Genomic DNA, 12,223 nt, shown 5'->3' on the forward strand with positions numbered 1-12,223 from the left:
ATTAATCCCGGGGACTGTGTAGGATGTTTTTTACTGTGCGTTATAAATTCTCTGGATCTGACCGGTTATCCTCTCAAAGCCGACTTTCATAAGCTCTTCCCTGAATTCCGCGACTTTCTTTTCCGGTGATTCACTGTACTGACCCGTTGCAAGCTGCGGAATATACTTATCAAATACTTCCACGATCGGTCCCAGCTGCGCATTTATCTGAGGTGTTGAAAAAGGTACTCCATCCCAGGGATAATCAACAGCCACATGCTCATAGCTGTCCACAAGAGAGTAATATTCATCCCACGAGTAATTTGAATCCGGGATCTCATACTCATCTCTTCTGCCCCACCAGAAATTCGTCACGATACCGTCCTTACTCTCGTTATAGCCACTTGGCTTTTCAAGTCTTCCATCCGGAGTCAGTTCGTATTGAACGCCCTCTATACCGAACCTTAGAAGCCTGTAACACTCCTCGTCGTTTCTTAGCATATCGTAGACCATCAGCGCTCTCTCAGGATTCTTGGACCTTGCTGAAACAGCCATTGCACCGTGGAGATTGCTGACCCTCATCAGTGTTCCGCTCTCCCTGCCAAACCAGTAGAATCCCAGCTTCACCTCGGGCATTGAAAGCCTCATGGATGGTTCTATTATCGTATAGTAGTTCTGAGTGTGATGCTGTATTACAGAAGTCTCTCCTCTGTAAAACTCCTCCTCATTATCACCTGCCAGTGTAAGATTTTGTCTCCATACTCCAAGCTCATTCCACTCTTTCATGAGCCTTGCATATTCTATAAGTTCATTTCCGGTGTAGTAAGGAGAAATGATCTTGCCCTTGTGATCAAGGTCTTCTCCCCATATTCCGTAGGTGGTAAGCTCGTAGATAGGCACATATCTTTTGGTTGACATGAGATATCCCAAAGTAGCTATGCCACTGTTTCCGTTGTTATCCCATGGAATCATATCCGGATGATTGGCCACAACACTCCTGAAGTATGTATCAAGATCATCCCAGGAAGCCACTTCAGAAAGCCCCGCTTCCTCAGCAAGGTCTTTTCGATAAACAAAGCCATGATTGGTCCACTGGGTATATTCGTTTTCCGGGATTAAATAGATGTTTCCGTCATAGCTGCCATCCTGCCACTGTGACTTTGTGACATTGGTGTAGGTGATTCCACAGTATTCTCTCAGCATGTCCTCAGAAAGAGGCATGAAATTTCCGTTTATTATGTTGGGCCAGGCATCAAGCCAGTCAGTTCCCGTCGCAACAAGATCAATGGATATATCCTCGGAACTCACGGCTCTGTTATAATTTCTAAGATAGTCATTCCAACTGACGTAAAAGATATCCAGCTTAGCGTTAAGTCTTTTGACAAGTATCTTGTTCAGCTTCTCTATGCACTCTTCGGTTCTTCCGTTTGTCGGCTTATCACCGATGGTCAGATAGGTGATGGTGACGGGATCTTCTCCAAAGTCAATTTCATCTGCTGCCTTACTGTGCAGATAGTGACCTTTTTCCTCTGCTCCGCAGGCAACAAGCCCCAGCATCGTTATGACAAGTAGAATCGCTACAATTCTCTTACTCACAGGTGTTACCTTTCTGCTCTTTTTCAGCCTTATTCCTTGCTCTCAGTTCCACGAAAAATTCTTTTAAAAGAGCGCTGCACTCTTCCTTCAAAACGCCTTTTTTAACCTTGACCTGATGGTTAAACTCAGGGTTATTCAAAATATCCATGACAGATCCGGCGCATCCGGCCTTGGGATTCTCAGCAGCCATGATAACTTCCGGGATCCTGGCCTGAACTATGGCTCCGGAGCACATCTGGCAGGGTTCTAAGGTAACATAGAGTTTACACCCTTCCAGCCTCCAGTCCTTCATAAATTTGCCGGCCTTTTTGATGGCTGTTATCTCAGCATGGGCAAGAGGCGTTTTGTCAGTGTTTCTCCTGTTGTATCCTCTTCCTATTATCTTGTCCTCATAGACAATTACACAGCCTATTGGCACTTCCCCCAGCGCATATGCCTTTTTTGCCTGAGCCAGGGCAGCCTTCATATATTTAATATCTTTTTTCTCTTCTTCTGTTAACGAAACTCTATTCATAAATCATACTAAAATGGTAGAAATTCCCAAATCTTTTTGCTATTATGTTTTTACGACTTCACATTTATTATATGTTTTTTAACTGAGGTACACAATGAAGATATCCACAAAAGGCAGATACGCCTTAAAGGTAATGACTGATCTTGCACTCCACAACGACGGAGAATATATTGCGTTAAAAGATATAGCTGCTCGCCAGAACATAGCTGTAAAATACACAGAACAGATTGTCTCTGTCCTGGGAAAAGCAGGCTATGTTGAAAGTATGCGAGGAGTAAGCGGAGGCCATAGACTTGCCAAGGCTCCCAGTGAATATGTTATAGGTGATATCCTGCGAACGATGGAAGGCCAGCTGGCTCCGGTGGGATGCACTGCGGACATAAAGGGCACCACCTGTCCCATGTCAGAGAGCTGCTCCACTGTATCCTTCTGGAGAGGTCTTGATAAAGTCATCAACGAATATGTTGACAGCTTTACCTTGCAGGATTTGATTTGACATTAGACTGAAAAATAAGTATATTAGTATAGCGGTTTTGTAAAGGGTGTATGTAGCAGTCCTTCCGTGCCTAAGCGGGTCTTATGCAATGGAAATCTGCGAACCGTGTCAGGTCGGGAACGAAGCAGCACTAAGTAGAACCTTTCATGTGTTGTAAGGTCGCCTACTTAGGCCGGGAGTAAACGTACATGCATCCTTTACAGGACCGGCTGAGAACACTTGCCGAGGTCTTTTCGAGGCTAGTGTGAACGTGTCAAACCCACCGTAAGGTGGGTCTGACTACCTCTTAATTTATTTCTTGCTCTCTAAATATCTCATGTAGCTGACAACCATCATTGCAATCTTGAATGTCAGCGCATCATCGAATTTTCTCACATCAAGTCCACAGCTCTTTTCAAGCTTCTCAATTCTGTAGACGAGAGTATTTCTGTGTACAAAGAGCTGTCTGGAAGTCTCGGACACGTTGAGGTTATTCTCAAAGAACATATTTACGGTATTTAAAGTCTCTTCATCAATTTCCTCGGGAACCTCGCGTCCACCGAAAATCTCATCTATAAAGAGTTTGCAGAGACTCTCGGGAAGCTGATAGATAAGTCTTCCTATTCCAAGTGTGTTATAGGCATTAACTCTCTTTTCAGCATAGAAGATCCTGCCGACTTCAAGTGCCATCTTGGCTTCCTTAAAGGACTTACTTAAGTCTTTAAGCTCTTCAACGATCGCGCCATAGGATACGCGCACGTTGAGCATGGCCTCTGTATTCATCATATCCACAATGGTTGTGGAAATTTTCTGAACATCATCATAGTTCTGGTTCTTCTGAAGGGTCTTTATCAGGATGACGCTGTTTTCGTCAACTGCGGTAACAAAGTCTCCCGAGTGAGTTCCGAACATTCCGCCCAAAAGCTCTTGAGCAGTGTTATCCCTGGCGTTTCCTGTCTCTACCAAAATGATAACCCTTGGAGCATTTACTTCGATCTTGAGCTTTCTTGCTCTGTTATATACGTCGATCAGGAGCATATTGTCCAAAAGCAGATTCTGGAAAAAGTTGTTCCTGTCAAACTTTTCTTTATAGGCCACAATAAGGCTCTGGAGCTGGCTTACACCGATCTTTCCCACCATATAGGCGTGCTCGGAATCGCCCTTTGCAAGAAGTACATATGCAGGCTCTGTCTCATCAAGGATCTTGAAAAGATGGACGTCTCCTATTACCTGGGAATCAACAGGTGAATGGGCAAAACTCGTCACTATCGAAACATCCAGAAAATCTCTGTCGCTGGTAGATGCAACTTCTGAGCCGTTTAAATCCATTACACAAAGCTCAACCTTAGTAATGGCGCTAAGTTCCTCAATACTGCTTTTAATAATCTGTGAAGAAATCATACTTATAACCCCTTTCAACAGTGAAAAACCCTCTATATTCTGAGTATAACACGCATTTGCTCAATTCACAAAACGGGTGCATAAAAAAGAGCTGCGCCAAAAGCGCAGCTCTTAAAAACTTCATATTAGTTTGTGATTGTGAGCTCTGTTTCCTTATCAAAGATATGGATCTTCTCAACATCAAATGCAAACTTAACCTTGTCGCCAGGTCTTGCTGTTGTACGAGAATCAACTCTTGCTGTGATAGGGAACTCAGCGAGATCGAAGTACAGATAAACTTCTGCACCAAGAAGCTCGTATACGTTGATTGTTGACTCGAATACAGCCTTAGATGTGCTAACAACCATCTCTGAATCATCAACATCCTCAGGACGGATACCGAATGTAACGGTCTTTCCAGCGTAGCCACCATCGATAACCTTCTTAGCCTTTGCAGGTGGAAGCTCGATTGACTGTCCGGCGATCTTGAGGGAAGCCTTGTCGCCGTTTACTTCTACTTCTGCATCAAGGAAGTTCATCTGAGGTGATCCCATGAATCCAGCAACGAAGAGGTTGCCTGGCTTGTCATAGAGGTTCTGAGGTGTATCTACCTGCTGAACAACACCATCCTTCATAACTACGATTCTTGTTCCAAGAGTCATAGCCTCTGTCTGGTCATGTGTTACGTAGATGATTGTTGTGCCAAGTCTCTGGTGAAGCTTAGCGATCTCTGTTCTCATCTGTACACGGAGCTTAGCATCAAGGTTTGAAAGAGGCTCGTCCATAAGGAATACCTTAGGGTTACGAACGATAGCACGTCCCATAGCAACACGCTGTCTCTGTCCACCTGAAAGAGCCTTAGGCTTACGATCAAGGAGCTTCTCAAGATCAAGGATCTTAGCAGCATCTCTAACCATCTTGTCGATCTCTGCCTTAGGAACCTTACGAAGCTTAAGACCGAATGCCATGTTATCATATACAGTCATGTGTGGATACAGAGCGTAGTTCTGGAATACCATGGCGATATCTCTGTCCTTAGGCTCTACGTCGTTAACTACTCTGTCACCAATCTTAAGTGTTCCTGAAGAGATATCCTCAAGTCCAGCGATCATACGAAGTGTAGTAGACTTTCCACATCCTGAAGGTCCTACGAAAATGATAAATTCTTTATCCTCGATATTAAGGTTGAAATCTTTAACAGCCTCGAAACCGTTAGGATAAACTTTAGTTACATGCTCAAGTGATAAACTTGCCATACCAATTAATCCTCCTATTTGTATAAAGCTTTTTGCCTATGTAAGAAAGTATATATTCCCCATTGTTTATTGGCTATTCACCAATTTCACAAATATTTTATTTTTCCTTAGCCAATCTGCCAAGAAAAATCTGAATTGACACCATTGTTCGAAATGTTGACGAAGAAAAGAAAATATCACTGTGCAATTTGTATATTGCTTTATTCTCAGAAAGATAATACTCCCTTTCCTACAACCTTTGATCTATCAAGAGCATTCTTTGCTGAGATCACTACATCCGGCACATTTCTTCCGTTGTCCGGATAGATTGCAGCCCCTGCATTTACGGTAATTTCCTTATCCGCATCGATAAATCTGGTGTCGTGTAAGAAAAGCTGCATCTCATCGGTCTGCTTTCTGATATCCTTCTGATCATAGATGTCTTTCAAAAAGACCAGGAACTTATCATCTTCAAACCTTGCGACAATATCGGTTGATCTGAATCTACCGTCCAAAGAACTGGCAAATTCCTTGAGCTTCTCATCAGCAAAAGCATCTCCTTTCTTCTCCCTGGTTTCTTTGACGTCACTAAGCTCAAGCAAAAACAGAATACCTCTTTTGCCCACTTCCGCTTCTGTATATTTTTTTATCTCAACCATGGCCGATTCTCTGTTCAAAAGACCGGTCAGTTCATCCTTATCATGAGTTTCATATCTCTTTTTCCTGATGCGCTTCTCAATAAGGTCGCTTAAAAAATGTGATAGCAGTACAAATGCAATAAGACAGGCAGATGCAAGAAGCAGCCTGAAGGCCTCAGCTCCGTAATAGTCCATGGTTTCTCTTGTCATGGCTTCCATCGCACTTTCCCTGACAAAAACCACTGCACCACCGCCTGCCGATGCAAAAGGTATCACAAAAACATATCCATAGTCCTGTACCGGTCCCATGTAAATGTTCTTTTGTGAAATACTGAGTTTAATTGTATCTTTTGAAATGCCGGGAGGAAGTTGCTCCCAAAAAGATGTCGATTCGCTGAAATCATCAGCTCTTTTACCCCTGCCATCAGCCAGGATATCTCCGTTTATAGTTACAACGGCTACTTTGTCCATAATATACTGTTCTCTGAACAGCTGATTGGCAAGTGTATCAATCGGAAGTGTGGCCACCAGATAGCCACGTTCTCTGTTTGAAAATCTGATGCCGGAAACAATAAGGCACTCGGTGTTCCTTGCATTTTCGCTTCTGTCAGGAAGCACCATCCCTGTTCCGCCTTTGGAATACTCGGAATTTATTATCGAAAAATACTCCTCGGATCCAATCTGGATGTCTTTTCCCAAATAATCATAGCCCTTGCCTTCATCATCGCAAACAAGGGCATTTGTCAATTCAGTACCATCAACAATGTCTTTAAGAAGAGTTTGTATCTGATTATCATTGTAGTTCATGACATAAAGGGACATGGCTTTGCCGGACATGGTCATGGCCGACATCGCTTCGCTCATAACAATATCCCTATCACGAACATCTTCTCCAATGGTAAGGGCCATTTCCGTAAGCTTGGCTGAAGCTGCGCGCTTGTAGATAATACCTCTGTACATGCTCAGGATAACAGCCACTGCTATAAAGTACAAAACAATCGGAATCAGCCATCTCAGATGAGATCTCTTCATACTTACCTCTCTTCGTCAGTACCCTCTTCTTCGCCGTCGATCTTCTTTATTGCGTTTTCAAGCTCCTGCTCTTCTGTTAAGGTCTCTTCCTTGGGCTCAAACTTTTTGAACGTGTCATTGTAAAGTGCTGCGCAGAGGTATGCCGGACCTGCGATACCCACAAGGATAAGGATCGGCACTACCTTCATCTCAAAGAAATATAGGAACAAAAACGGAAGCAGCGTTACGATTGCCATAGCAAAGGTTCTGGGAAGCGCCATGATTGAAACCAGGAATGCATTCTTAATGGTTCCGGTAATCTTGTTTACAAACTTGGACTGAAGAGGATATATATAAAGCGATGCCAAGTACAAGATAATTCCCACCGCCATAGTCACATATTTAAGCACCGGGCTCTGGCCTCTCATAAGAAGAAAATCGATTACGATTATCCCACCGGCTGCAAACTGGATTATCTGAAGGATCATACTCTGAACAAAGTTCTCTTTAAAAGACTTGAAAAAGGTCTTTGTAATATAACTTTCCTCTTCCCTCACTATCTTAAGCAGTACAAAATGCATCGCTGTAAGCGCGGGACCAATGGGGATTGAAACAACAATGCCAACCAGCCATGCCCAGAACACGTAGCTAAAAACTACTCCCTGAGAAGTTGCTGCCTGTTCATCAAAAAGAATAGCTCCCAACATAAGATACTGCTGTACGATTAGCGGAATCGAAAAAATCAAAACCAGAATATTGAGCCACATAACATCCGCAAACTTGTTTAATCCCCTGATAAGAGGACTGTCCAGATCAAAAAACTTTCCCATTACTAAATTACCCTTTTCCGTTTTAATTCTTAAGTAGTAGTTCCATCGGCGTAAACCTTATGCCATCGGCAACAGTTTCGCCCTGTAAGTCTTTAAAGCCCTTTTTATGGTAAAACTCCACCGCATAGGGCGATGCGTTGACAGTCAGTCTGTCTATCCCCTCCTCTGTGACTGCATATCTGCAGACAAAGGCAAGAAGGGCACTGGCCACACCATGCTTGTGGTATCTCTCATCCACAAACAAAAGAGAGATATGCTTCTTTTCACGCAAAGAAAGCATACCTACATATTTGTCATTGTCCACGGCTACAAAAAGCTGATAATGGCCCGCCACGAACATTTTTCTCAGCATATCATCATTGACGAATTTGTAGAAATTCTCAATTCCTTCCTGAGAATAGTCAGGGGCGTCGAACCTTACAAAGGTATCCCATGCAAGCTTCATCGCCCCGTCCCAATCAGAATGGTAAGCACACCTTACCATTATTTTTGATGTATCAATTACCTGATCCACTGCCTGCTACTTTCTTGATCCACTCATACTGATCTGCAAATACCTGTTCTCTGCCTATCTCCTGCTGAAGCTCATGACGCATTCCGTCGTAAAGCTTAAGCTCAACGTTCTTGATCTGGAGATCGTTCTTGTAGATATTGTAGAGTTTCTCAGGTCCCTCGCCATAATTTCCGACAGGGTCCTCTTTACCTGCAGTGATGAGGATAGGAAGATCCTTAGGAATATCTTCCATCTTGTCAGTGTCCTGAATTCTCTTAAGGAGCTCAGCCATTGTCTTGAATCCGTTTAATGTAAATACAAAGTTACATGCCGGATCGGCAACGTATTTATCAACGCTGGCTTCGTTGTGAGAGAGCCAGTCCTGCTGAGTTCTTGGGTTAGGAATCTTCTTGAGGTAGCCCTTGAATGCCATGTTGTTTACCATGGTGCTGCGATACTTCTCGCCCATAACTACCTGGAGGAAGTTAACAAGGCCGCCAAGGCTCTTAACTGTTCCGCTTGGCATGTAGGCTGTTCCCTGAATGATCGCACCCTTGATACCTGTTCCGTATCTTGTGATGTACTCTCTGGCTACAAATGAGCCAAAGCTGTGTCCAAGGATAAAGCATGGAACTCCCGGGTAATCTTCCTGGGTCATCTTCTTAAGTCTGTGTGCATCACGAACCAGAACTGTTGCAGGGTCGTTCTTGCAGAAGTAACCAAGTGTTCCTCTTTCTCCGACAGAACCGCCGTGTCCAAGGTGATCGTTACCGATTACAAGAATTCCTTTCTCAGCCAGGAAGTTAGCAAACTCATCATAGCGGTCGATGTATTCCTGCATTCCGTGGATTATCTGCAAAATGGCAACAGGTTCGCCCTCCGGAATCCATCTAATAGCATGAAGCATAGTTTGTCTGTCTCGTGATTTGTAAGTCAGTTCCTCTTTGCGTACCATTTGGAATTCCTCCCCAATAAGAAATGATTATATATATATATAATACTACAGATTGTTACGCTATGGTCTTACAAATTGCTTATTTTCAGCATATCTCAGCGCCGGCCGGCATATCCTTCTCAGGTGTCATCAGTGAGAGATTTCCTTCTGCATCTTCTGCGCAAAGGAGCATACCCTCTGAAAGGACTCCAGCAAGCTTGGCAGGCTTAAGGTTTACCAAAACCATTACCTTCTTGCCGACCATCTCTTCAGGTGAGTAATACTTTCTGATACCTGAAACGATCTGCTTAACCTGGCTTCCGATCTTAACCTGTGAGCAGAGGAGCTTCTTGGAATTCTCAACCGCTTCGCACTTAATGATCTCGCCAACCTGGAACTGCATTGCACCAAACTGGTCAAAAGAGATCTCGTCCTTGGCAGGGATATCGATAGGCGCCTTCTCATCGCCGCTCTCCTCTTGAGGCTTCTCTACAGGTGCAGGAGCAAGACCTGCCTTAGCAAGGTTGATGGCTGCCTTCTTCTGTGACTCCTCAAAATCAGCCTTCTGCTTTCTTGTGATCTCTGCTGCCTTCTCAAGGATGTCCTTTAAATCCTTTCTTGCAAAGAGCATCTCAGGAGCTTCAGAAACTTTGGTTCCGTTTGGAAGCTTGCCGAATTCTCCCAGTGTATCAAAGTCTCTCTCAGGAGCTGAGAGCTGTTCTCTGATCTTCTGAGCTGTCTCAGGCATAAACGGATCAAGAAGTGCTGCTCCGATGGAGATGGACTCAACAAGGTTATAAAGAACTGTTGAGAGTCTGTCCTTCTTGGCCTCGTCCTTACCAAGGATCCATGGCTCAGTCTCATCAATATACTTATTGCATCTCTTGAACAGAGTAAATATCTCAGTGAGAGCATCGGCAACACGAAGCTCATCCATCTTCTTTTCTACTTTGTCATAGCAGGATGTAACAACTGCCTTGAGGTCGTCATCAACAGCCTCTGCAACACCCTTGTCAGCAACAACGCCACCCAGGTACTTGTTGCTCATTGCTATGGTTCTGTTAACAAGATTGCCCAGGGTATTAGCAAGGTCTGAGTTGAATCTCTCAACCAAAAGTTCCCAGGTGATGACACCATCGTTGTCAAAAGGCATCTCGTGAAGAACAAAGTACCTTACAGGATCAACACCAAAGAGGCTTACAAGGTCATCTGCATAGATAACGTTGCCCTTTGACTTACTCATCTTCTCGCCGCCCTGTAACAGCCATGGATGGCCAAAGATCTGCTTTGGAAGTGGCTCACCAAGGGCCATCAGGAAGATAGGCCAGTAAATTGTATGGAATCTGATAATGTCTTTTCCGATAAGATGAAGGTCTGCAGGCCAATACTTCTTGTAGAGGTCTGAGCTGTTTCCGTCCGCATCGTAGCCGATACCTGTGATGTAGTTGGTAAGGGCATCAAGCCATACATAAACGACATGCTTGTCATCAAAGTCTACAGGAATTCCCCACTTGAATGAGGTTCTTGATACGCACAGATCCTGAAGTCCGGGAAGAAGGAAGTTGTTCATCATCTCATTCTTTCTTGCTACAGGCTGAATGAACTCAGGATGTGTGTTGATATGCTCAATAAGCTTGTCAGCGTATTTGCTCATCTTGAAGAAGTAAGCTTCCTCTTCGGCAGGATGAACAGGTCCGCCACACTCAGGGCACTTTCCGTCAACAAGCTGAGACTCTGTGTAGAAAGCCTCACACTCTGTACAGTACATTCCCTTGTAAGAGCCCTTGTAAATATCGCCCTGGTCATAGAACTTCTTAAAGATTTTCTGAACCTGCTTAACATGGTCCTCATCTGTTGTTCTGATGAACTTGTCATAGGATGTGTCCATGAGGTTCCAAAGACCCTTGATGGTATCGGATACCTGATCTACAAATTCCTTGGGGCTGCTGCAGCCGGCCTCGATGGCTCTTGTCTCGATCTTCTGGCCGTGCTCATCAGAGCCTGTCTGGAAGAATACGTCAAATCCGTCTTTTCTCTTATATCTTGCAATAGCATCCGCAAGCACGATCTCATAGCTGTTTCCGATGTGGGGCTTACCTGATGTATATGCAATCGCTGTTGTAATATAGTATTTTCCTTTTTTTTGCACTTTAATCACCTTCCTATTTTATTACCAGCATAAAAGCTCGTAACCTGTCTCAGTCACCAAAAGCTCAACCTCCCACTGTGCAGAGGGCTTAAGGTCTGCTGTATAGACAGTCCAGTCATTTTCTTCATCAACAAAAATCTCATCGCCACCCATGTTTACCATAGGCTCAATGGTAAATACCATACCGGGTACCATCAGCATTCCTGTTCCGGGCTTACTTACAAAGCTTACCCAGGGCTCTTCGTGGAAATCGTTGCCACAGCCGTGACCACCGATCTCTCTGACTACTGTGTAGCCGTTCTTAAGAGCGTGCTGATGAACTGCATGACCCATGTCTCCAATAGGTGTCCATGGAATAACTGCCTTAAGACCTTCCTCAAGGCACTCTTTGGTCACATCGACGAGACGCTTCTTCTCGGGAGAAACTTCGCCGATGCAAAACATTCGTGAAGAATCCGAGTAATAGCCGTCAAGGATAGTGGAACAGTCAACGTTTATTATGTCCCCTTCTCTCAGAATGATGTCCTCGGAAGGAATTCCGTGACATACTTCCTCGTTAATAGATGTGCACACACTCTTTGGAAATCCCTGATATCCGAGATCTGCCGGAATACCGCCCATCTTGGTGGTGGTATTGTAGACTATATCGTCAATCTCCTGTGTGGACATGCCTGCGTGAATCTTCTCACCAATCTCATCAAGCACAGCCATGTTGATGACCGCACTCTTCTTAATACCCTCGATGTCTTTCTCTGTTTTGAAGAGGTTTCTGCTGGGTACTATCATGCCCTGATGCTCGAAGTTTATTATTTTGTCATCAAATGCTGCGTGGCAATTCTTGTATTTCTTGCCGCTGCCACACCAGCAAACGTCGTTTCTGTCTAATCTTTTGTACATAATTTTCCTTCTTTTATCGATAGTTACACAAATATAGTATGCCTTCAAAAGCTTTTAGAGTCAAGGGAATGAGTCAAACTGAAACGTCCCCG

The 12,223-nt window shown here is 44.1% G+C and carries 11 protein-coding genes and 1 other RNA gene; 2 read left to right on the forward strand and 10 right to left on the reverse strand.

The annotated features are described in order from the left end of the window. Positions 1–30: 30 nt before the first annotated feature. Positions 31–1,575, reverse strand: coding sequence for an ABC transporter substrate-binding protein (locus tag G589_RS0105030; protein ID WP_026521317.1), 1,545 nt, complete (start codon positions 1,573–1,575; stop codon positions 31–33). Further along, on the reverse strand, positions 1,568–2,089 hold the full coding sequence (gene tadA, locus G589_RS0105035; RefSeq protein WP_051192194.1) for a tRNA adenosine(34) deaminase TadA: 522 nt from the start codon (positions 2,087–2,089) through the stop codon (positions 1,568–1,570). The genes G589_RS0105030 and tadA overlap by 8 nt, the downstream gene beginning before the upstream one ends. A 94-nt stretch (positions 2,090–2,183) precedes the next feature. Between tadA and G589_RS0105040 the strand changes: the two genes are divergently transcribed. After that, entirely contained in the window at positions 2,184–2,585 is a 402-nt protein-coding gene (locus tag G589_RS0105040; RefSeq protein ID WP_022764778.1) for an RrF2 family transcriptional regulator, read from the forward strand. A gap of 32 nt (positions 2,586–2,617) precedes the next feature. After that, positions 2,618–2,793: signal recognition particle sRNA large type (gene ffs / locus G589_RS21590), an RNA gene on the forward strand. Positions 2,794–2,876: 83 nt separating this feature from the next. Here the strand turns inward: ffs and G589_RS0105045 are convergent. The 8 genes from G589_RS0105045 to G589_RS0105080 form a co-directional block, all read right to left on the reverse strand. After that, a complete protein-coding gene (locus G589_RS0105045; protein ID WP_026521319.1) occupies positions 2,877–3,965 on the reverse strand; it encodes a PucR family transcriptional regulator in 1,089 nt (362 codons plus the stop codon). Positions 3,966–4,090: 125 nt separating this feature from the next. Beyond that, complete coding sequence (locus G589_RS0105050; RefSeq protein ID WP_026521320.1) at positions 4,091–5,200, reverse strand: ABC transporter ATP-binding protein; 1,110 nt, start codon at positions 5,198–5,200, stop codon at positions 4,091–4,093. Positions 5,201–5,406: 206 nt separating this feature from the next. After that, positions 5,407–6,849, reverse strand: coding sequence for a GGDEF domain-containing protein (locus G589_RS0105055; protein ID WP_026521321.1), 1,443 nt, complete (start codon positions 6,847–6,849; stop codon positions 5,407–5,409). A 2-nt stretch (positions 6,850–6,851) separates the two neighbouring features. Continuing rightward, positions 6,852–7,658 (reverse strand): YesL family protein, encoded by an 807-nt coding sequence (locus tag G589_RS20960; RefSeq protein WP_051192195.1) that lies wholly within the window; start codon positions 7,656–7,658, stop codon positions 6,852–6,854. A 22-nt stretch (positions 7,659–7,680) separates the two neighbouring features. Continuing rightward, positions 7,681–8,103, reverse strand: coding sequence for a GNAT family N-acetyltransferase (locus tag G589_RS0105065; RefSeq protein WP_081668936.1), 423 nt, complete (start codon positions 8,101–8,103; stop codon positions 7,681–7,683). A 52-nt stretch (positions 8,104–8,155) separates the two neighbouring features. Beyond that, a complete protein-coding gene (locus G589_RS0105070; protein ID WP_022767822.1) occupies positions 8,156–9,106 on the reverse strand; it encodes an alpha/beta fold hydrolase in 951 nt (316 codons plus the stop codon). 85 nt (positions 9,107–9,191) lie between these two features. Continuing rightward, entirely contained in the window at positions 9,192–11,234 is a 2,043-nt protein-coding gene (metG, locus tag G589_RS0105075) for a methionine--tRNA ligase (RefSeq protein WP_026521323.1), read from the reverse strand. Between the two features lie 21 nt (positions 11,235–11,255). Next, a complete protein-coding gene (locus G589_RS0105080) occupies positions 11,256–12,131 on the reverse strand; it encodes a methionyl aminopeptidase (protein WP_022767824.1) in 876 nt (291 codons plus the stop codon). Positions 12,132–12,223: the final 92 nt, after the last annotated feature.

The organism is Butyrivibrio sp. VCB2001 (assembly GCF_000423965.1).
Classification (GTDB): domain Bacteria; phylum Bacillota; class Clostridia; order Lachnospirales; family Lachnospiraceae; genus Butyrivibrio.

What these genes read in the sequence shown, in the direction of transcription:
- G589_RS0105065 (WP_081668936.1), bottom strand. Translation starts at nt 8,103, where the DNA reads ATGAAGCTTGCATGGGATACCTTTGTAAGGTTCGACGCCCCTGACTAT.
- G589_RS0105045 (WP_026521319.1), bottom strand. Translation starts at nt 3,965, where the DNA reads ATGATTTCTTCACAGATTATTAAAAGCAGTATTGAGGAACTTAGCGCC.
- tadA (WP_051192194.1), bottom strand. Translation starts at nt 2,089, where the DNA reads ATGAATAGAGTTTCGTTAACAGAAGAAGAGAAAAAAGATATTAAATAT.
- G589_RS0105050 (WP_026521320.1), bottom strand. Translation starts at nt 5,200, where the DNA reads ATGGCAAGTTTATCACTTGAGCATGTAACTAAAGTTTATCCTAACGGT.
- G589_RS0105055 (WP_026521321.1), bottom strand. Translation starts at nt 6,849, where the DNA reads ATGAAGAGATCTCATCTGAGATGGCTGATTCCGATTGTTTTGTACTTT.
- G589_RS20960 (WP_051192195.1), bottom strand. Translation starts at nt 7,658, where the DNA reads ATGGGAAAGTTTTTTGATCTGGACAGTCCTCTTATCAGGGGATTAAAC.
- G589_RS0105080 (WP_022767824.1), bottom strand. Translation starts at nt 12,131, where the DNA reads ATGTACAAAAGATTAGACAGAAACGACGTTTGCTGGTGTGGCAGCGGC.
- G589_RS0105070 (WP_022767822.1), bottom strand. Translation starts at nt 9,106, where the DNA reads ATGGTACGCAAAGAGGAACTGACTTACAAATCACGAGACAGACAAACT.
- G589_RS0105040 (WP_022764778.1), top strand. Translation starts at nt 2,184, where the DNA reads ATGAAGATATCCACAAAAGGCAGATACGCCTTAAAGGTAATGACTGAT.